Raw genomic sequence first — 19,468 nt, forward strand, 5'->3', positions numbered from 1 at the left:
CCCCTCTACCGGGCAGATCCCCAGACATTACTCACCCGTCCGCCACTCGTCACCCGAGGAGCAAGCTCCTCTGTGCTACCGTTCGACTTGCATGTGTTAGGCCTGCCGCCAGCGTTCAATCTGAGCCATGATCAAACTCTTCAATTAAAGTCTGATTTGCCATCACGTGGATGGCGGTGCTCTGTGAATTAAAACGTCGTAATGAATTACGTGTTCACTCAACAAAGACTTGATAGTTCATCTGCCCGAAGGCTGTGATATCAATCCTGCGAGTGCCCACACAGATTGTCTGATAAATTGTTAAAGAGCAGTGCGAACGCGGCTTAACCGGCGGTTCGCGAGGTGGCGTATATTACGCTTTCCTCTTACAGAGTCAACCCTGTTTTACAGAATTTTCTCTTCATCATTCAGCGCCGGGCGTCTGCCCTGCTGCCGTTCGATGGAGGCGCATTATAGGGATGCGTCCGGGGAAGGCAAGCGCTGATTTTAGAAAAACATACCGAACGCTTATTTTTTGCGCTGAAACAGGCGAATCCAGAGTTTCCAGAAGAATTTACCAACAAAAATGGGCCTTTCGGCCCACTTTGTTCACTAAAAATGTTTACTGGTGCGTAACAATTACACCTTCTTTCACATCCATTTCAATTGTTTTGCCCGGCACCAGTTCACCAGAAAGAATCTGCTGCGCCAGCGGATTTTCAATCTGTTGCTGAATCGCACGCTTGAGCGGCCTTGCGCCGTATACCGGATCGTATCCATTCTCGCCCAGTAATTGCAGTGCGGCATCGGTAATATGTAATGTATAGCCTTTGTCGGCCAGACGATCATAGAGCCGCTGAAGCTGAATTTTTGCAATAGAGGCAATATGCTGTTCGCCCAGCGGATGGAAAACCACCAGCTCGTCAATACGGTTAATAAACTCCGGACGGAAGTGGTGCCCGACAACGGTCATCACCATATCCTTCATTTCCGGGTAGCTCAACGCCCCAAAGCGCTCCTGAATCAGGTCGGATCCAAGGTTAGACGTCATGATCACCACCGTATTACGGAAGTCGACGGTTCTGCCCTGTCCGTCGGTGAGCCGTCCGTCATCCAGTACCTGAAGCAGAATATTGAACACATCCGGGTGTGCTTTTTCCACTTCATCCAACAGGATCACCGAATAGGGTCGGCGTCGTACGGCTTCGGTAAGATAGCCGCCCTCTTCGTAACCCACATAGCCGGGCGGTGCGCCGACCAGACGCGACACCGCATGTTTTTCCATAAATTCCGACATATCAAGGCGCACCATCGCGTCGTCGCTGTCGAACATAAAGTTTGCCAGCGCTTTACACAGCTCAGTTTTACCCACGCCGGTTGGCCCCAGGAACAGGAACGAGCCGATGGGACGATTAGGGTCGGCCAGGCCAGCGCGGCTGCGCCGAATTGCGTTAGAAACCGCCTCAACCGCTTCGTTCTGCCCGATTACGCGCTGATGAAGTTCCTGCTCCATGCGGAGCAGTTTGTCACGCTCGCCTTCCATCATGCGGTCAACGGGAATGCCGGTCCAGCGCGCCAGCACGTCCGCAATCTCTACGTCGGTGACCCGGTTACGCAACAGCCGCATGGTTTTGCCTTCTGCTTGCGTAGCGGATGCGAGCTGCTTCTCAAGCTCGGGAATTTTGCCATATTGCAGTTCTGACATCTGCGCCAGATCGCCGGAGCGCCGTGCCTGCTCCATTGAAAGTTTTGCCTGCTCCAACTGCGATTTTATGGTTTGCGTGCCTGAAAGAGAGGCTTTTTCCGCTTTCCACTCCTCTTCAAGCTCGGAATATTCACTCTCTTTTTGGCCCAGCTCATTCTCCAGCATCTCCAGGCGCTTGATGCTGGCATCGTCAGATTCCTTTTTCAGCGCCTGCTGCTCCAGCTTGAGCTGAATAATACGCCGCTCAAGGCGGTCAAGCGATTCCGGTTTGGAGTCGATCTGCATACGGATGCTGGACGCGGCCTCGTCAATCAGGTCGATGGCTTTATCGGGAAGCTGCCGATCGGCAATATAACGATGCGAGAGCGTGGCGGCAGCGACGATAGCCGGATCGGTAATCTGCACATGGTGATGCAGCTCATAGCGCTCTTTCAGGCCGCGCAAAATCGCGATGGTGTCCTCAACGCTCGGCTCGGCAACAAACACCTTCTGGAAACGACGCTCCAGTGCGGCGTCCTTTTCGATATACTGCCGGTACTCGTCCAGCGTGGTCGCGCCGACGCAGTGCAGTTCGCCACGCGCCAGCGCGGGTTTGAGCATGTTACCGGCGTCCATAGCGCCATCCGCTTTACCGGCGCCGACCATGGTATGCAATTCATCAATAAAAAGAATGACGTTGCCTTCGTGTTTGGCGAGATCGTTAAGCACGCCTTTCAGCCGCTCTTCGAATTCGCCGCGATATTTCGCACCCGCCACCAGCGCGCCCATATCCAGCGCCAGTACGCGGCGACCCTTCAGCCCTTCCGGCACTTCGCCATTAATAATGCGCTGCGCCAGCCCTTCGACAATGGCGGTTTTACCCACGCCGGGCTCGCCGATGAGCACCGGATTATTTTTCGTGCGGCGCTGTAGCACCTGAATTGTCCGGCGGATCTCTTCATCGCGCCCGATAACCGGATCGAGCTTGCCCTGCTCGGCGCGCTCGGTCAGATCGATGGTGTATTTTTTCAAAGCCTGGCGCTGGTCTTCAGCTCCCTGGTCGTTCACGTTCTCTCCTCCACGCATTTGCTCAATGGCCTGCGATAATTTATCGCTGCTGGCGCCGGCAGATTTAAGTAAATCAGCCAGTGAACCGCGTGAGTCCAGTGCAGCTAATACGAACAGTTCAGATGAAATAAAGTTGTCGGCGCGTTTTTGCGCCAGCTTGTCGCACAGGTTGAGTACACGGACAAGATCCGCCGACGGCTGCACGTCTCCGTCAGCGCCCTCGACCTGCGGAAGCCGTCCAATCGCCTGCTCTACACTGCTTTGCAGCGTTGAAACATTAACGCTCGCGGCGGTCAGTAAAGGACGAACGGAACCGCCCTCCTGATTGAGCAGGGCGCTCATCAGATGGAGTGGTTCGATAAATTGATTGTCGCGCCCGAGTGCTAAAGACTGGGCGTCGGCGAGAGCAAGCTGGAATTTGTTAGTAAGACGATCCAGGCGCATATTTCCCCCATTCAGGCCAAATTGCTACTGGAGATTAAATGAGGTCACCCCTCAAATTTTCAAGTTAATGGCCCAAATATTTTGGCGAAAAAAACAACAGCATGGATCGTCTTAGGGCGCCAGGTTACACCAACCAGATCAAACTTACCATACGGCCGGTGACGCCATCGCGTCGGAAGGAGAAAAATTGCTCAGTTGCGGAGAAGGTGCACAGCCCGCCGCCAGAGATATCACGGACGCCTTTTCGCGCCAGACGCAAGCGTGCGAGCTGCCAGATATCGGCGAAATATTTGCGGCCTGAAGGGCGAAAAGCGACGCCGTCGTGGCGATGCTGCGCCATAAACGCCTCGCGGACTTCAGGCCCGACTTCGAAAGCATCCGGGCCAATAGCCGGCCCCAGCCAGGCGATAATCTCTTTCGGCGGACACGTAAAGGCATCTATCGTATTTTCAAGCACGCCCGCGCACAATCCGCGCCAGCCTGCGTGCGCCGCCGCCACCTCTTTGCCGTCCTGCGAGCAAAACAGCACCGGCAAACAGTCAGCGGTCATCGCCGCGCAGACCATGCCGCGCCGATCGCTCCAGGCTGCATCCGCCTCCCCTTCCTGCCTCTCACCCGTCAGGCGCAAAACGCGCGTACCGTGAACCTGGGTCAGCCACGCAGGCATGGCGGGAAGATCGGCGACGGTCGCCAGACGTTCGCGGTTAATCTGCACATCATGCGGGCTGTCGCCCACGTGATCGCCAACGTTGAGCGACGACCAGGGCGCCTGACTGATGCCGCCAGCGCGCGTGGTGGAACAGGCACGCACGCTGGCGGGCGCGGGCCAGTCAGGAAAAATCAAAGACATCACCAGTCCATCTGATCTTTAAACTGTTCGGTATCATCCTTTAATGCGGCGATCAGATCGACCATATCCTGTGGAATTGGCGCATGCCACTCCATTTCGATACCGCTGATAGGATGGTACAGGCGCAGCATAGTCGCATGCAGCGCCTGACGATCGAACTGACGCAGCGTGGCGATGAAGGCGTCGGAAGCGCCTTTCGGCGGACGCGGGCGGCCGCCATAAAGCGGGTCGCCAACCAGCGGATGGTTGATATGTGACATATGCACGCGGATCTGGTGCGTACGGCCGGTTTCCAGACGCAGGCGCAGACGCGTATGCGCACGAAAGTGTTCCATGATGCGGTAGTGCGTGGTGGCCGGCTTGCCCATCGGATGCACCGCCATGTGCGTACGTTTGGTTGAATGACGACTGATGGGCTCGTTCACGGTGCCGCCGGCGGTCATGCGGCCAATGGCAACGGCTTCATACTCGCGGGTTATCTCCCTCAACTGAAGCGTTTCCACCAGATGCGTCTGCGCAGGAACCGTTTTAGCGACCACCATCAGGCCGGTTGTGTCCTTATCCAGACGGTGTACGATACCGGCGCGAGGCACATCCATAATGGCAGGATAGTGATGCAGCAGCGCATTCAGCACCGTGCCATCGGGATTTCCGGCGCCGGGATGCACAACCAGATCGCGCGGTTTATTGATCACCAGAATATCGTCATCTTCATAAACGATATCGAGCGGAATGTCTTGAGCCTCCCAGCGGGCGTCTTCTTCGATTTCTGCATCAAGAGTGATTTGTTCGCCCCCCAGTACTTTTTCTTTGGGTTTGTCGATAATTACGCCGTTGACAGCGATACGACGGTCGAGAATCCACTCTTTTATGCGAGATCGGGAATAGTCAGGGAACAATTCGGCCAAAGCCTGATCTAAGCGTTGTCCGAGTTGCGATTCGGAGACCGTTGCGTTGAGTTTTACTTGTTGTGCCATAAACAGCTTCTTCGTTAACGTTGGGTTTTCACGGCGATGCCGTTTAATATAATGTGCTATCGTACTGGTCACTATCGGGAGCTTAATGGACAGCTTCCTGAATAACACTCTGAGGATAATCAAATCGTCATGACGCGTATGAAATATCTGGTGGTTGCAGCCACGTTGAGCCTGGTATTAGCGGGTTGTTCCGGCTCGAAAGAGACGGTGCCTGACAACCCGCCTTCCGAGATTTATGCTACAGCCCAGCAAAAACTCCAGGACGGTAACTTTAAAGGCGCCATAACGCAACTGGAAGCGCTGGATAATCGCTATCCGTTCGGGCCTTACTCTCAGCAGGTTCAGCTTGATCTGATCTACGCTTACTACAAAAATGCCGATTTGCCGCTGGCGCAGGCCGCCATTGACCGCTTTATGCGTCTTAATCCAACGCATCCGAATATTGATTACGTGATTTATATGCGTGGTCTGACGGACATGGCGCTTGACGACAGCGCATTGCAGGGCTTTTTCGGCATCGATCGCTCCGACCGCGATCCCACGCATGCGCGCGACGCGTTCCATGACTTCTCTCAGCTGCTGCGGGGTTACCCAAACAGCCAGTACGCGACCGATGCCAGAAAGCGTCTCGTGTATCTGAAAGATCGTCTGGCTAAATATGAACTATCCGTGGCGCAATTCTACACTAAGCGCGAGGCGTATGTCGCTGTTGTTAACCGCGTAGAGCAAATGATGAAGGACTATCCTGATACGCAGTCAACGCGTACGGCGCTGCCGCTGATGGAAAACGCCTATCGTCATCTGCAACTGAATGCAGAAGCGGAGAAAGTCGCGAAGATTATCGCGGCCAATCCTGCGTAACTCTCAATGACGTAAAAGGCAGCCCGCGGGCTGCCTTTTTTATTCTTAAAGCCCGGAGTTCTGCGCGAACCCGCTGGATTATCTCATCAATAATGCCCATCTTACTGGCTCGCAGCAACCTCATTTTGCAGGTTTACCGTGATGTCTCACAAATTTGTCATGATTGACAAAAAGTGACAAAAAAACACGATCTCAATCACCTGCCAGGGGCTTTTTAGGGTTATGCTAAATCTACATTTGACGGAAATGACAGAGAGGTAAGTACTATGGTTCTGAACATTACCAGCAAGCACATGGAGATCACCCCGGCGATCCGCCAACATGTCGAAGACCGTCTTGCCAAGCTTGAAAAGTGGCAAACCCATCTGATTAACCCGCATATCATTCTTTCAAAGGAGCCGAAGGAATTCGTCGCCGATGCAACAATCAATACGCCGAATGGCCCGCTGGTCGCCAGCGCCAAGCATGATGATATGTATGTCGCCATTAATGAACTTATCAATAAGCTGGAGCGACAGCTGAATAAAGTTCAGCACAAAGGTGAAGCGCGCCGCGCGAACGCCAGTGTGAAAGACCTTAGCATCATTGATGAAGAGTAGAACGGCAAAACGACGCGCCTCAGGGCGCGTTTTTTATTGACAGAAATAAATTGCAGCGGTTACTTTACCCTTTCGACCATGCCGGACATGACGATGACCAGATTCCCGTTTTTCTTCGCATTCTTTTTTACCTTCCCCCGATCGGGAGGCCATTCGTCGTGTAAGAAGCCATGCGAAGACGAACAATAAAGCCTCCCGAAAAGGGAGGTTTTTTTTTGCATACCAGACAGGAAAGACTATGACCACTGACAATCCCTTGCTGGCTCTGCGCGATAAAATCACCGCGCTGGATGAAGAGCTGTTGAGTCTGCTTGCTCGCCGCCGTGAACTGGCGATCGACGTTGCTAAAACTAAAATGAACACACGCCGTCCCATTCGCGATATCGATCGCGAGCGCGACCTGCTTGAACGCCTGATTGCCTCCGGGAAAAATCACAAGCTGGACGGCCATTTCATTACCCGCGTTTTTCAACTTATTATTGAAGATTCCGTGCTGACTCAACAGGCGCTGCTGCAAAAACATCTCAACAATACCAGCGCTCAGTCGGCCCGTATTGCGTTTTTAGGGCCAAAAGGCTCCTATTCACATCTGGCAGCGCGCCGCTACGCCGCCCGTCATTTCGACAATTTTATTGAAAGCGGCTGTCAGAAGTTCCATGAGATTTTTCAACAGGTTGAAAGCGGGCAGGCAGACTATGCGGTGGTGCCGATTGAAAACACCAGCTCCGGCTCCATCAATGACGTTTACGATCTGTTGCAGCAAACCAGCCTCTCTATTGTTGGCGAAATGACGCTGCCCATCGATCACTGCGTGCTGGTGACCGGCACCACCGATCTGCAAAAAATTAAAACGGTTTACAGCCATCCGCAGCCTTTTCAGCAGTGCAGCCACTTCCTCCAGCGCTATCCGCACTGGAAAATCGAGTACACCGAAAGTACCGCGGCAGCAATGGAGAAAGTAGCCGCGCTCGATTCACCGGAAGCTGCCGCGCTGGGAAGCGAAGCAGGCGGCGCGCTGTATGGATTACAGGTTCTTGAACGTAACCTGGCGAATCAGCAGCAAAACATCACCCGTTTCATCATTCTTGCCCGCAAAGCGGTGGAGGTGACGCTTCAGGTGCCGGCTAAAACTACGCTGATTATGGCAACCGGCCAGCAGGCTGGCGCGCTGGTGGAAGCGCTGTTGGTGCTGCGTAAGCACAATCTGGTAATGAGCAAACTGGAATCGCGTCCCATTAACGGCAATCCCTGGGAAGAGATGTTTTATATTGATTTTCAGGGCAATCTTCGCGCCGAAGAGGTTGAGCAGGCGCTGCACGAGTTGATGCCTATTACGCGTTCACTGAAAGTGCTGGGCTGCTATCCCAGCGAAAATATTGTGCCGGTAATACCGGAGTAGTCCCGCGCCCGGCAGACGGCCGGGCGTCATCTACCTCTTGAGAGTCATTCCCATGGAAACGCCATCGTTATATCATAAGGTATATAACGATATTTCAGAGGTTCTCTATGCGCGTTTTTTCCAGGGTGTGCTCGTCTGCTCTCTTTGCTTTACTCCTTCCTTTTGCCGCCCACGCCGACCGGCAGGTGACTGACCAGCTTGGCCGGCAGGTTACCGTTCCCGATCGCGTGGATCGCGTGGTTGTCCTTCAGCATCAGACCCTGAATTTACTGGTACAGCTTGATGCCACTGATACGATGGTGGGCGTTATGGCTAACTGGAAACAGCAATTGGGCGAGGGCTATGCGCGCCTGGTTCCTCAACTCAACAACATCCCTACGCTCGGTGACCTCACCCACGTCGACCTGGAAAAGCTGGTTGCGCTGCATCCACAGGTGGTTTTCGTCACCAATTATGCGCCGCAGGCGATGATCGATCAGATCCAGCATCTGGGCATCGCGGTGATTGCCATTTCCCTGCGTGCCGGTGATAAAGAACAGCAGAACAAACTCAACCCCGATCTGATTAGCGAAGAGCAGGCCTACAACCAGGGGCTGAAAGAGGGCATTCGTCTGATAGGCAACGTCGTGAATCATCAGAAGCAGGCAGAAACGCTGATTGAGGCAACGTTTCGGCAGCGCGCACTTACCGAAGCGCGTCTGAAGTCGCTGCCTGACGCACAGCGCGTTCGGGCATATATGGCAAATCCCGATCTTACCACCTACGGCTCAGGTAAATACACGGGCCTGATGATGGCGCATGCGGGCGCGCTCAACGTCGCGGCGGCAACGGTAAAAGGCTTTAAGCAGGTGTCGATGGAACAGATCCTTGCCTGGGATCCTCAGGTAATATTTGTACAGGATCGCTACCCGCAGGTCATCGCCGAAATTAATCAGCAGCCCGCCTGGCAGGCCGTAGACGCCGTGCAGCACCATCGCGTTTACCTGATGCCTGAATATGCCAAGGCATGGGGTTATCCGATGCCGGAAGCAATGGCCCTTGGCGAACTGTGGATGGCGAAAAAGCTGTATCCTGAAAAATTCAGCGATATCGATATGCAGAAAAAAGCTGATGCGTGGTATCAGCAGTTTTACCGCACGCACTATGTCGGGGGAGCAAATGAATAAGATCCGCGTGCTGGCTGCCGGAAGCTTGCGGCTGGTCTGGCCCGTTCTGGTAGACGCATTCGAAAAACAGCATCCTCCGCTGACCGTTGAGACGCTGTTTGGCCCGGCGGGGCTGTTGCGGCAGCGCTTTGAACAGGGAGAACGCTGCGATCTTTTCGCTTCCGCCAATGTTGCTCATCCGCACACGCTGCTTCAGGAGGGCAACGCACTGAGCGTCAGCGTTTTTACCAGTAACCGGCTTTGCCTCACGCTGCTGCCGCACCTGAAGGCGCGATCACCGCTGGATCTGCTGAGCGATCCGAACCTGCGTATTGCAACCTCCACGCCGCTCAGCGATCCCTCCGGTGACTACACCTGGCAGCTTTTCGACCGCATTGAGCAGCAGCATCCTGAGGTGGGAAACGGGCTGAAAAAGCGTGCATTGCAACTGGTCGGCGGTGCACAGAGTTCCCCGGTTCCGCCCGACGAGGTGGCCGGTTGCTGGCTGCTCAAAACTGGCCAGGCGGATATATTTATTGGCTATCGAAGCTATGCGCAGCGGGTAGAACAAGATCGGGCGTTTGCCCTCGTTGACCTTCCTGAATCGTGGCAGATCCGCGCAGATTATGCGTTCGCGATGTGCGAAGCGAAAGCCCGACCGCTGGCGAATTTTTTGTTATCGCCTCGCGCACAGGAAATTTTACAGGCAAGCGGTTTTGATCAGATAAGGAAAGGCCATCCGTTGGCCTTATGAATCAGATTAACGACGACTGTCGTTGGCCTGTCGCAGCAGGGCGCGGCTCTCTAACATGAAACGCTCAGCATAATCGCCAAACCAGTGCTCCACTTTACGAAAGCTGTCGATAAAGGCCTGTTTATCGCCCTGTTCCAACAAGGCAATGGCTTCACCAAAACGCTGGTAGTAACGCTTAATGAGCGCCAGATTGCTTTCAGAAGACATAATGATGTCCGCGTACAACTGCGGGTCCTGCGCAAACAGCCGCCCCACCATCGCCAGCTCCAGCCGATAAATTGGAGAAGAGAGCGCCAGCAGTTGCTCAAGCTGGACGTTTTCTTCAGCAAGATGCAGGCCGTAAGCGAAGGTGGCAAAATGGCGAAGCGCCTGAATAAACGCCATATTTTGATCGTGCTCCACCGCGCTGATGCGATGCAGCCGCGCACCCCAAACCTGAATCTGCTCAAGAAACCACTGATAGGCTTCCGGTTGACGCCCGTCGCACCACACCACCACCTGTTTCGCCAGGCTGCCGCTGTCCGGCCCAAACATCGGATGCAGGCCCAGTACCGGGCCGTGATGCGCCGCCAGCATCGCCTGAAGCGGCGAATTTTTCACCGATGCAATGTCAACCAGAATGCAGTCTTCCGGCAGTGGAGGCAGCTCCCTTATCACCTTTTCAGTCAGGTGGATCGGCACGCTGACAATGACCATTCCGGCATCGGAGAGCAGGCTCTCCGCCTCAGGCCACTCCTCTTTATCGAGGATCTTCACCTGATAGCCGGAAAGCGTAAGCATTTTTTCGAACAGGCGCCCCATCTGCCCCTTACCGCCAACAATTACTATCGGCCGCAGCGTCGGGCAAAGCGTTTTAAAGCCCTTGTCGTTTTCGCTGGAATAGGATTCGCGCATTACCCGGCGCAAAACGTCTTCGATCAGGTCGGGCGGAACGCCCAGCTGCTCTGCTTCTTCGCGCCGCGAGGCCAACATCGAGGCTTCGCGCTCGGGCACGTAGATCGGCAGCCCGTAACGGCTTTTAACCTCGCCAACTTCAGCAACCAGATTCAGACGCCGCGCCAGAAGGTCGAGCAGCGCTTTATCCACTTCATCAATTTGATCGCGCAATGCGGTCAGTTCAGCCACCATAATCAGTCCTTACGTGAAGCCAGTACGCCGTCCAGATCCTGATGTATTTCACGCAGCAGCGTTTCGGTCGTTTCCCAGTTGATGCAGGCATCGGTGACGGAAACGCCGTAGCGCATCTCGCGCTTTGGCTGCTCGGAAGACTGGTTGCCCTCGTTCAGATGGCTTTCCAGCATCAGGCCGATAATTGAACGGTTGCCGTCTTTGATCTGCGCAATGGCAGATTCAGCAACGCCAGGCTGGCGGCGATAGTCTTTGTTCGAATTACCATGGCTGCAATCTATCATCAGTGACGGACGGAGTCCTGCCTGGCGCATCTCTTTTTCACACTGCGCCACATCTTCCGGGCCATAGTTCGGATTTTTTCCACCGCGCAGGATCACATGACCATCCGGGTTGCCCTGCGTTTGCAGCAGACAAACCTGACCGCCCTGGTTAATACCCACAAACCGGTGAGGCATGGCGGCGGCGCGCATGGCATTGATGGCCGTTGCCAGGCTGCCATCGGTGCCGTTTTTGAAACCGACAGGCATAGAGAGACCCGAGGCCATTTCCCGGTGCGTCTGCGATTCCGTGGTTCTGGCGCCGATTGCTGACCAGCTGAACAGATCGCCCAGGTATTGCGGGCTATTGGGATCGAGCGCTTCGGTCGCCAGCGGCAGGCCCATTGCAACCAGATCGAGCAACAAACGACGGGCAATATGCAGCCCTGCTTCCATATCGAACGAGTTATCCATATGCGGATCGTTGATCAGACCTTTCCAGCCAACGGTGGTGCGGGGTTTCTCAAAATAGACGCGCATAACGATATACAGCCGATCCTTCAGCTGTTCTGAGAGCGTTTTCAGGTGGCGGGCATAGTCCAGAGCGGCTTCGGTGTCATGAATCGAGCAAGGGCCACAGACAATAAGCAGGCGCGGATCTTTACCACTGATGATATTGGAAATCGTCTCACGGGAAGCAGCAACCTGCTGCTCTAAGGCAGCGTTGAGCGGAAACTGCTTTTTCAGCTCTTCCGGCGTGATTAAGATTTGTTCATCAGCGATATGTACGTTATTCAGCGCATCTTTTTGCATGGTCGTATCCCTTAGCTCTCATTATGCTCGTTTCAGTCTTGGTTAAGATGAGGAGTAATGTATCATAATGCGTACAATACTCAAGGCTACCGTGTACATATATTATTACCACCATTGATAGCCTAAAAATACACTATATAAATCAAGTTATTAACTTTTAGAGCAAAGTCGAGGCGCGCACCAAGTGTAAATATAATATTACAGTAGAGATTTTCTTGTGATGCGCAAGCGCCATTTTCCTCTGATATAAACGGATTGGGTTTACGTCATAAGGTAACTTCGCGCAATTGAACATCTCGTAAAATCCCGATATAAATCAAGGTAACCCAGCGTAAAGATTGTCCGGAGAGATAATATGGAAATAGTGCTTCGTCCTTACCGTGAGGAAGACGCAACAGCCTTTACCCACGCAGTCCACGAATCGTTAGATACCCTTACTCCCTGGATGACCTGGGCACATGCTGATTTCACCGAGCAGGAAGCTCGCTGCTGGTTTGCCGTGACCCGACTGATGCGCGAAAAAGGCAGCGCGGACGAGCTTGGGCTGTTCGCGAAGGACGGCCGTCTGCTGGGCGGCGCGGGGCTGCGCTTTTCGCCCGAAGAACCTCATCTCTGCTCTATTGGCTACTGGGTGCGCAGCAGTGAACAACGGAAAGGGATTGCCAGCGAAGCGGTGCGACGGCTGGTCGCGCTGGCCTGGCAAACGCCGAACCGTGACACCGTCGAAATTCTGGCGGCAGAGGATAACGTTGCCAGCCGTGGCGTTGCGGTGCGAAGCGGCGCGAAGTTTATGGGTATTCTGTACGGACTGGTGGTGTTAGACAGCGGGCCGGTCAATACCGCCGTTTACCATTTCCTGCGTCCTGAACGGTAAACGCAGCCTTCGTAAACTGCTCTCGCTCTGCCGTTGCAAAAATGGCGTGACCTGTAACTTAAAAAAAAGGGCTGACCCTGCGGTCAGCCCTCATGCTATTAACTTTCAGATGTCGCGTTAGCGAAACCTTAGTTAAGACGCTCTTTGATACGAGCAGACTTACCGGTACGCTCACGCAGGTAGTACAGTTTGGCTTTACGCACGGCACCACGACGTTTCACAGTAATGCTGTCGATTACCGGAGAGTGAGTCTGGAATACACGCTCAACGCCTTCGCCGTTAGAAATTTTACGAACAGTGAATGCAGAGTGCAGACCGCGGTTACGAATAGCGATAACCACGCCCTCGAATGCCTGCAGACGTTTCTTGGAGCCTTCAACGACCCATACTTTCACTTCCAGGGTATCACCCGGGCGGAAGGAAGGTACGTCCTGCTTCATCTGCTCTTGTTCAATTTGCTTGATAATGTTGCTCATAATTTAATCTCTTATCCTGGGTAAACTGATATTCAGGCGCCGCGGCCGTAGCCATCGTGCCCATCATCGTTATGTTGCTGTTTACATTCCTGCTGGAACTCTTTCAGCAACCTTGCTTGCTCTTCAGTCAGAGCCAGGTTTTCCAGAAGTTCAGGTCTTCTAAGCCAGGTGCGGCCCAGCGACTGTTTCAGACGCCACCGGCGAATTTCAGCATGGTTGCCCGACAGCAGAACTGGCGGTACTTCCATCCCCTCTAACACTTCAGGTCGGGTGTAGTGCGGACAATCCAGCAACCCCTCGGAGAATGAATCCTCTTCGGCCGACGCCTGTTTGCCCAGCACGCCAGGTATAAACCGGGCGACAGAGTCAATCAACGTCATTGCTGGCAGCTCGCCACCACTGAGAACGTAATCACCAATCGACCATTCTTCATCGACTTCGGTTTTGATTACGCGCTCGTCAATCCCTTCATAGCGACCACAAACAAGAATTAACTTCTCGCTGGTCGCCAGTTCGCACACGCCCGACTGATCGAGCCTGCGACCCTGAGGTGACAGATAAATCACCTTCGCGCCTTCTCCTGCCGCCGCTTTTGCTGCGTGGATGGCGTCCCGTAAAGGCTGCACCATCATTAGCATTCCCGGCCCGCCGCCATAAGGACGTTCGTCCACGGTGCGGTGCCGATCATGAGTGAAGTCACGAGGACTCCAGCTCTGAATGCTGAGCAGGCCATTTTTTACTGCCCGGCCGGTGACTCCGTAATCGGTAACAGCGCGAAACATCTCCGGGAAAAGGCTGATAATGCCAATCCACATCGATTTTGCCGGTGCCGTACCGCTCAGTTCGGAGCTCAAAAACCAGGATCCCAATCTACTTCAACGATGCGAGTAGTGAGATCGACATTCTTGATAACCTGTCCATCAAGGAACGGAACCAGCCGCTCCTTCGCACCAAATGCATCCTTCAGGTTTGCCTTTACGACGAGGACGTCGTTCGAACCGGTTTCCATCAGCTCAGTGATTTTCCCCAGATTGTAGCCTTCAGTGGTGATGACCTGGCAACCGATAAGGTCTTTCCAGTAATAATCACCGCTTTCCAGCTCAGGCAGCTGCTCAGAATCCACGACAATTTCGCAATTAGTCAGCAGACCGGCAACTTCGCGATCGTCAAAGCCTTTGACCTTGATGATCAGATCCTGATTGTGGCGCTTCCAGCCTTCCAGCTCGACAAGCTGCCATTGACCTGCGCGTTGAATAAACCACGGCTGATAGTCAAAAATGCTTTCGGCATCTTCGGTGGAGGAAAACACTTTGAGCCAACCACGGATGCCGTAGGCCGATCCCATCTTCCCTACGGTAATAGGGTTAGCAGGGGGCTGCGCGGCGAGTTGCTTGCTCATTTTCACCACCGTGACAGATTAAGCTGCTTTCTTAGCTTCTTTGATCAGCGCGCCAACGCGATCAGAGAGAGTAGCGCCCTGGCCAACCCAGTGCTCGATGCGATCCAGATCCAGACGCAGTGATTCAGCCTGACCTGATGCGATCGGGTTGAAGAAACCTACGCGCTCGATAAAGCGACCGTTACGTGCATTACGGCTGTCAGTAACGACTACCTGATAAAACGGACGCTTTTTAGCGCCGTGACGTGCCAAACGAATTGTTACCATAACATCCTCTTTAGTTAATAAAACAACCGGGCCCCATTGAGGGAACGGGGCCCGGATGCAATATAAAAAGCCCGAAAATTTTACTCATTTTGGCGTAAAAAGCAATCTAATTCGCCCTGAACCTTTTCGGCTGACTTAACGACCCGGGAAGCCAGGCGGCATCATACCCTTCATGCCGCGCATCATCTTCGCCATGCCGCCCTTTTTCATCTTCTTCATCATGCGTTGCATGTCGTCAAACTGCTTGAGCAGGCGGTTAACATCCTGCACCTGTAAACCGGAACCGGTCGCAATGCGGCGCTTGCGGGAACCTTTAATAATTTCAGGCTTTTCGCGCTCTTTGCGGGTCATGGAGTTGATCATCGCTTCCATGCGCACCAGCACCTTATCGTCCATCTGTGACTTCACGTTGTCCGGTATCTGTCCCATGCCGGGCAGCTTGCCCATCAGGCTGGCCATGCCGCCCATGTTGCGCATCTGCTTGAGCTGGTCCAGGAAGTCATTGAGATCGAAGCCGTCGCCTTTTTTCAGCTTGCCGGCCAGTTTTTCAGCCTGAGCGCGATCGACTTTGCTTTCGATATCCTCAATCAGCGACAGCATATCGCCCATGCCTAAAATGCGTGAGGCGATACGGTCAGGATAGAACGGCTCCAGCGCTTCGGTCTTCTCGCCGACGCCCATAAATTTGATAGGCTTGCCGGTAATGTGACGAATGGAGAGCGCCGCACCGCCGCGCGCATCGCCGTCCACCTTGGTCAGCACCACGCCGGTCAACGGCAGCGCTTCATTAAACGCCTTCGCCGTGTTGGCGGCGTCCTGACCGGTCATGGCATCGACCACAAACAGCGTTTCAACCGGATTGATGGCGGCATGAACCTGCTTGATTTCGTCCATCATCGCTTCGTCAACGTGCAGACGACCGGCAGTATCCACCAGCAGCACGTCATAAAACTTCAGCTTCGCCTGCTGTAATGCGTTTTTAACAATATCAACCGGCTTCTGACTGAGATCGGACGGACAAAAATCGACGCTGACCTGCTCTGCAAGCGTTTCAAGCTGCCGGATGGCCGCCGGACGGTAGACGTCGGCAGACACCACCAGCACCTTTTTCTTATGCTTTTCACGCAGGAATTTACCAAGCTTGGCGACGCTGGTGGTTTTGCCGGCGCCTTGCAGGCCCGCCATCAGCACCACGGCGGGCGGTTGGGCAGCAAGATTGAGCGTATTGTTTTCCGCGCCCATCGCCGCGACCAGCTCGCTCTGCACGATCTTGATGAACTCCTGACCCGGCGTCAGGCTTTTATTAACGTCCTGCCCGACCGCACGATCTTTCACGCGGCCAATAAAATCGCGCACCACCGGCAGCGCGACATCCGCTTCGAGCAGCGCCATGCGCACTTCGCGCAGGGTGTCTTTGATATTGTCTTCGGTCAGCCGTCCGCGACCGCTGACGTTTCGGAGGGTTTTCGACAGTCTGTCAGTTAAATTATCAAACATCGTCTCTCGCTCTGCGTAATGAGAGGTCGCCAGGCGACACAATGGCGCGGATTATAACAGAAGCAGCCTGGCTTGTGACCCGCAATTGAAAGCGAACCTTGCACAAACCTGAAACCCCGCTGAGATCGTTTGGAGCCAGGCGTCGCTGGCGCTATACTGCTCTTTTCCCGGACCGGCGGTACTGACACCTATATGTCTGTTTTTGCGATTCTGGCGCTGTTCGCCTACTCTTTCAGCCTTGCTCTGATTATTCCCAGCCTGCTGCGCAAACAGAGCGCGTGGCGTCGTCTGGCTATCCTTTCTGCGATTATCGCGCTTGTCTGTCACGCCGTGGCGCTGCAACAGCGCATCTTTGCCATGGACAGCGGACAAAACCTCAGCCTGCTGAATATCGGCTCGCTGGTGAGCCTGCTGATTTGCATCATTATGACCATTGTGGCGTCGCGCAACCGCGGTTGGATACTGTTGCCAATCGTTTACAGTTTTGCCTTGATCAATCTGGCGTTTGCCACCTTTGTGCCCAATGCGTTCATCACGCATCTTGAAACGGCACCGGGCATGATGGTGCATATTGGGCTGGCGCTGTTTGCCTATGCAACGCTGATTATTGCAGCGCTCTATGCGCTTCAGCTGGCGTGGATTGACTATCTTCTCAAACATAAAAAGCTGGCGTTCAGCAGCGATATTCCTCCGCTGATGACCATTGAGCGCAAGATGTTCCACATTACCCAGGTTGGCGTGGTGCTGCTGACGCTGGTGCTCTGCACCGGCCTGTTTTATATGCAGGATCTCTTCACTCGCGAAAACGTTGATAAGGCGGTTTTGTCTATTCTCGCCTGGTTTGTCTATATTGTTCTGTTGTGGGGACACTATCACGAAGGCTGGCGTGGACGCCGCGTGGTCTGGTTCAACTGTGGCGGCGCGTTTTTGCTGACCATGGCCTACTTTGGCAGCCGGACGCTGCAACATTTCCTGACCTCCTGATCCCTGACTACAAGGAACCTCCTCGTTGGAACATGTTTCAACCACTGCCCTGATCATCACCCTGTTCATCATGATTATTGTTTCCGCCTGGTTCGCCGGTTCAGAAACCAGTATGATGACGCTGAATCGCTACAAGCTGCGCCACCTGGCGAAAAACGGCAATCGCGCCGCCCGTCGCGTAGAAAAACTGCTACGTCGCCCCGATCGGCTGATCAGCCTGGTGCTGATCGGCAACAACCTTGTCAATATTCTCGCCTCCTCGCTGGCTACCATTGTGGGTATCCGTCTGTATGGCAATGCGGGCGTGGCGATTGCCACCGGCATCCTGACCTTTGCCGTACTGGTTTTCGCCGAGGTATTGCCTAAAACCATCGCCGCGCTCTACCCGGAAAAGGTTGCCTATCCCAGCAGCTTTCTGCTTGGGCCATTGCAGATCGTGATGATGCCGCTGGTTTGGCTGCTGAATACCATCGCGCGCATGCTGATGCGGATGGTTGGTATTAAAACCGAAGGCGCAATCAGTGCGGCGCTCAGTAAAGAAGAATTACGCACCATCGTTTATGAGTCGCGTTCGCTGATGTCGCGCCGCAATCAGGATATGCTGCTCTCGGTATTGGATTTGGAAAAGGTCAACGTTGACGACATCATGGTGCCGCGCAATGAAATTGTCGGCATCAACATCAACGATGACTGGAAATCTATTGTCCGCCAGCTCACCCACTCTCCGCACGGGCGCATCGTTTTGCACCGCGACTCGCTTGACGACGCCATCAGTATGCTGCGCGTGCGTGAAGCTTATCGCCTGATGACTGAAAAGAAAGAGTTTACCAAAGAGGTGATGCTGCGCGCGGCCGATGAAATTTATTACGTGCCGGAGGGCACGCCGCTGAATGTGCAACTGGTAAAATTTCAGCGCAATAAGAAAAAGGTGGGACTGGTCGTTGATGAATATGGCGATATCAAAGGCCTGGTGACCATCGACGACATCCTTGAGGAGATCGTTGGCGATTTCACTACCTCCATGTCGCCCACGCTGGCAGAAGAAGTTATGCCGCAGAACGATGGTTCGGTATTGATTGAGGGGAGCGCCAACGTACGCGAGCTGAATAAAGCCTTCAACTGGACGCTGCCGGAAGAAGAAGCGCGTACGGTTAACGGCATGATACTGGAAGTATTAGAAGATATTCCGCTGCCGGATACCACCGTGCGTATTGGTCATTACGCGGTAGATATTCTCGCCGTGCAGGAAAACATGATTAAACAGGTGAGAATTACGCCGCAGACCTCGCTGAAGGATTCAGTGGGTTCATAAAGGATATAGCGGGCGAACGCGCCGCCCGCTGTGGCATCGACTAAATGTGCAGCTCTTGCAATTTTTCCTGCGGTAGCGCCAGCTCATCGTTACGATTGACACGAATATCATTACCAATAATATGACGCGCGATATCCTGCGCTTCATCCAGCGAATGCATCTGATACGTACCGCACTGATACTCGTTCAGTTCCGGGATCTTGTTCTGATCGCTCACTTTCAACACGTCCTGCATGGCTTCTTTCCACGCTTTCGCCACGCGCGCTTCGTCAGGCGTGCCAATCAGGCTCATATAAAAGCCGGTGCGGCATCCCATTGGGGAAATATCAATAATTTCAACGCCGTCGCCGTTCAGGTGATTACGCATGAAGCCGGCAAACAGGTGCTCAAGCGTGTGAATTCCCCGCTCGGGCATCACTTCTTTATTGGGTTTGCAGAAGCGCAGGTCGAACACGGTCAGCGTGTCGCCATGAGGCGTTTTCATGGTCTTGGCAACGCGCACAGCAGGCGCTGCCATGATTGTATGATCAACGGTAAAGCTATCCAGCAATGGCATATGATTACCTCAACTTAAGAATTTATTTGTACGTCGGTGAAACTTTTTCTGTGGTGGCCGGTCTGAATTAATGAAAGACGCGCATTTTGTTATCATCATCCCTGACAACACAGAGATGTTACTTGGGCCACAGTGACGTGGC

General features: G+C 53.8%; 19 protein-coding genes, 1 rRNA gene and 1 other annotated feature. Of the genes, 8 read left to right on the top strand and 12 right to left on the bottom strand.

All coding sequences use genetic code 11. From position 1 onward, the window contains the following. The 4 genes from GS12_RS13425 to rluD all read right to left on the bottom strand — a co-directional run. Positions 1-147, bottom strand: a 16S ribosomal RNA gene (locus tag GS12_RS13425); the annotation flags it as partial. A gap of 454 nt (positions 148-601) precedes the next feature. After that, positions 602-3,175: an ATP-dependent chaperone ClpB gene (gene clpB / locus GS12_RS13430; protein ID WP_034947879.1), complete on the bottom strand. Its 2,574-nt coding sequence runs from the start codon at positions 3,173-3,175 to the stop codon at positions 602-604. A 124-nt stretch (positions 3,176-3,299) separates the two neighbouring features. Then, positions 3,300-4,025: a purine nucleoside phosphorylase YfiH gene (yfiH, locus tag GS12_RS13435; protein WP_034947882.1), complete on the bottom strand. Its 726-nt coding sequence runs from the start codon at positions 4,023-4,025 to the stop codon at positions 3,300-3,302. After that, a complete protein-coding gene (gene rluD / locus GS12_RS13440) occupies positions 4,025-5,002 on the bottom strand; it encodes a 23S rRNA pseudouridine(1911/1915/1917) synthase RluD (protein ID WP_034916503.1) in 978 nt (325 codons plus the stop codon). Before rluD ends, yfiH begins: the two co-directional genes overlap by 1 nt. 129 nt (positions 5,003-5,131) lie before the next feature. Between rluD and bamD the strand changes: the two genes are divergently transcribed. From bamD to GS12_RS13465, 5 genes are all read left to right on the top strand, one after another. Continuing rightward, positions 5,132-5,863, top strand: a complete 732-nt coding sequence (gene bamD / locus GS12_RS13445; RefSeq protein ID WP_034916504.1) for an outer membrane protein assembly factor BamD — start codon at positions 5,132-5,134, stop codon at positions 5,861-5,863. Positions 5,864-6,129: 266 nt separating this feature from the next. Then, positions 6,130-6,462, top strand: coding sequence for a ribosome-associated translation inhibitor RaiA (gene raiA, locus GS12_RS13450; protein WP_034916506.1), 333 nt, complete (start codon positions 6,130-6,132; stop codon positions 6,460-6,462). A 92-nt stretch (positions 6,463-6,554) separates the two neighbouring features. Further along, positions 6,555-6,680, top strand: a sequence feature (Phe leader region). Between the two features lie 20 nt (positions 6,681-6,700). After that, a complete protein-coding gene (gene pheA, locus GS12_RS13455) occupies positions 6,701-7,861 on the top strand; it encodes a bifunctional chorismate mutase/prephenate dehydratase (protein WP_034947885.1) in 1,161 nt (386 codons plus the stop codon). A 107-nt stretch (positions 7,862-7,968) separates the two neighbouring features. Further along, positions 7,969-9,027, top strand: coding sequence for an ABC transporter substrate-binding protein (locus GS12_RS13460; RefSeq protein ID WP_034947887.1), 1,059 nt, complete (start codon positions 7,969-7,971; stop codon positions 9,025-9,027). Then, on the top strand, positions 9,020-9,760 hold the full coding sequence (locus GS12_RS13465; RefSeq protein ID WP_034947890.1) for a substrate-binding domain-containing protein: 741 nt from the start codon (positions 9,020-9,022) through the stop codon (positions 9,758-9,760). The genes GS12_RS13460 and GS12_RS13465 overlap by 8 nt, the downstream gene beginning before the upstream one ends. A gap of 6 nt (positions 9,761-9,766) precedes the next feature. Here GS12_RS13465 and tyrA read toward each other — a convergent pair whose 3' ends face one another. Next, positions 9,767-10,888 carry a bifunctional chorismate mutase/prephenate dehydrogenase gene (tyrA, locus tag GS12_RS13470; RefSeq protein ID WP_034947892.1) on the bottom strand — a complete coding sequence of 374 codons (1,122 nt, stop codon included), beginning with the start codon at positions 10,886-10,888 and terminating at the stop codon, positions 9,767-9,769. Between the two features lie 2 nt (positions 10,889-10,890). Then, positions 10,891-11,961, bottom strand: coding sequence for a 3-deoxy-7-phosphoheptulonate synthase (locus GS12_RS13475; RefSeq protein WP_034916514.1), 1,071 nt, complete (start codon positions 11,959-11,961; stop codon positions 10,891-10,893). 355 nt (positions 11,962-12,316) lie between these two features. On the opposite strand from GS12_RS13475, the gene GS12_RS13480 reads away from it, so the two are divergent. Continuing rightward, positions 12,317-12,835: a GNAT family N-acetyltransferase gene (locus GS12_RS13480; RefSeq protein WP_034916516.1), complete on the top strand. Its 519-nt coding sequence runs from the start codon at positions 12,317-12,319 to the stop codon at positions 12,833-12,835. Between the two features lie 128 nt (positions 12,836-12,963). On the opposite strand, the gene rplS is transcribed toward GS12_RS13480, so the two are convergent. The 5 genes from rplS to ffh all read right to left on the bottom strand — a co-directional run bounded on the left by rplS (position 12,964) and on the right by ffh (position 16,474). Next, a complete protein-coding gene (gene rplS, locus GS12_RS13485; protein ID WP_034916518.1) occupies positions 12,964-13,311 on the bottom strand; it encodes a 50S ribosomal protein L19 in 348 nt (115 codons plus the stop codon). Positions 13,312-13,343: 32 nt separating this feature from the next. Further along, a complete protein-coding gene (gene trmD, locus GS12_RS13490) occupies positions 13,344-14,126 on the bottom strand; it encodes a tRNA (guanosine(37)-N1)-methyltransferase TrmD (RefSeq protein ID WP_052118457.1) in 783 nt (260 codons plus the stop codon). Positions 14,127-14,161: 35 nt separating this feature from the next. Then, a complete protein-coding gene (rimM, locus tag GS12_RS13495; RefSeq protein WP_034916519.1) occupies positions 14,162-14,710 on the bottom strand; it encodes a ribosome maturation factor RimM in 549 nt (182 codons plus the stop codon). A gap of 18 nt (positions 14,711-14,728) precedes the next feature. After that, on the bottom strand, positions 14,729-14,977 hold the full coding sequence (gene rpsP, locus GS12_RS13500; RefSeq protein WP_034916521.1) for a 30S ribosomal protein S16: 249 nt from the start codon (positions 14,975-14,977) through the stop codon (positions 14,729-14,731). Between the two features lie 135 nt (positions 14,978-15,112). Next, positions 15,113-16,474, bottom strand: a complete 1,362-nt coding sequence (ffh, locus tag GS12_RS13505) for a signal recognition particle protein (RefSeq protein WP_034916523.1) — start codon at positions 16,472-16,474, stop codon at positions 15,113-15,115. A gap of 192 nt (positions 16,475-16,666) precedes the next feature. On the opposite strand from ffh, the gene GS12_RS13510 reads away from it, so the two are divergent. Continuing rightward, positions 16,667-17,458 carry a cytochrome C assembly family protein gene (locus GS12_RS13510; RefSeq protein WP_034916525.1) on the top strand — a complete coding sequence of 264 codons (792 nt, stop codon included), beginning with the start codon at positions 16,667-16,669 and terminating at the stop codon, positions 17,456-17,458. 25 nt (positions 17,459-17,483) lie between these two features. Then, the gene (locus GS12_RS13515) at positions 17,484-18,770 is read left to right on the top strand and encodes an HlyC/CorC family transporter (RefSeq protein ID WP_034916527.1); all 1,287 of its coding nucleotides are present in this window, start codon (positions 17,484-17,486) and stop codon (positions 18,768-18,770) included. Between the two features lie 40 nt (positions 18,771-18,810). Here the strand turns inward: GS12_RS13515 and luxS are convergent, their stop codons facing one another. Continuing rightward, the gene (luxS, locus tag GS12_RS13520) at positions 18,811-19,326 is read right to left on the bottom strand and encodes an S-ribosylhomocysteine lyase (RefSeq protein WP_034916528.1); all 516 of its coding nucleotides are present in this window, start codon (positions 19,324-19,326) and stop codon (positions 18,811-18,813) included. Between the last annotated feature and the right edge of the window lie 142 nt (positions 19,327-19,468).

It is taken from the genome of Erwinia oleae (assembly GCF_000770305.1).
In the GTDB taxonomy this organism is placed as follows: Bacteria; Pseudomonadota; Gammaproteobacteria; order Enterobacterales; family Enterobacteriaceae; genus Erwinia; species Erwinia oleae.

Coding starts and splice junctions, on each gene's coding strand:
- clpB (WP_034947879.1), bottom strand. CDS start 3,175: ATGCGCCTGGATCGTCTTACTAACAAATTCCAGCTTGCTCTCGCCGAC.
- yfiH (WP_034947882.1), bottom strand. CDS start 4,025: ATGTCTTTGATTTTTCCTGACTGGCCCGCGCCCGCCAGCGTGCGTGCC.
- rluD (WP_034916503.1), bottom strand. CDS start 5,002: ATGGCACAACAAGTAAAACTCAACGCAACGGTCTCCGAATCGCAACTC.
- bamD (WP_034916504.1), top strand. CDS start 5,132: ATGACGCGTATGAAATATCTGGTGGTTGCAGCCACGTTGAGCCTGGTA.
- raiA (WP_034916506.1), top strand. CDS start 6,130: ATGGTTCTGAACATTACCAGCAAGCACATGGAGATCACCCCGGCGATC.
- pheA (WP_034947885.1), top strand. CDS start 6,701: ATGACCACTGACAATCCCTTGCTGGCTCTGCGCGATAAAATCACCGCG.
- GS12_RS13460 (WP_034947887.1), top strand. CDS start 7,969: ATGCGCGTTTTTTCCAGGGTGTGCTCGTCTGCTCTCTTTGCTTTACTC.
- GS12_RS13465 (WP_034947890.1), top strand. CDS start 9,020: ATGAATAAGATCCGCGTGCTGGCTGCCGGAAGCTTGCGGCTGGTCTGG.
- tyrA (WP_034947892.1), bottom strand. CDS start 10,888: ATGGTGGCTGAACTGACCGCATTGCGCGATCAAATTGATGAAGTGGAT.
- GS12_RS13475 (WP_034916514.1), bottom strand. CDS start 11,961: ATGCAAAAAGATGCGCTGAATAACGTACATATCGCTGATGAACAAATC.
- GS12_RS13480 (WP_034916516.1), top strand. CDS start 12,317: ATGGAAATAGTGCTTCGTCCTTACCGTGAGGAAGACGCAACAGCCTTT.
- rplS (WP_034916518.1), bottom strand. CDS start 13,311: ATGAGCAACATTATCAAGCAAATTGAACAAGAGCAGATGAAGCAGGAC.
- trmD (WP_052118457.1), bottom strand. CDS start 14,126: ATGTGGATTGGCATTATCAGCCTTTTCCCGGAGATGTTTCGCGCTGTT.
- rimM (WP_034916519.1), bottom strand. CDS start 14,710: ATGAGCAAGCAACTCGCCGCGCAGCCCCCTGCTAACCCTATTACCGTA.
- rpsP (WP_034916521.1), bottom strand. CDS start 14,977: ATGGTAACAATTCGTTTGGCACGTCACGGCGCTAAAAAGCGTCCGTTT.
- ffh (WP_034916523.1), bottom strand. CDS start 16,474: ATGTTTGATAATTTAACTGACAGACTGTCGAAAACCCTCCGAAACGTC.
- GS12_RS13510 (WP_034916525.1), top strand. CDS start 16,667: ATGTCTGTTTTTGCGATTCTGGCGCTGTTCGCCTACTCTTTCAGCCTT.
- luxS (WP_034916528.1), bottom strand. CDS start 19,326: ATGCCATTGCTGGATAGCTTTACCGTTGATCATACAATCATGGCAGCG.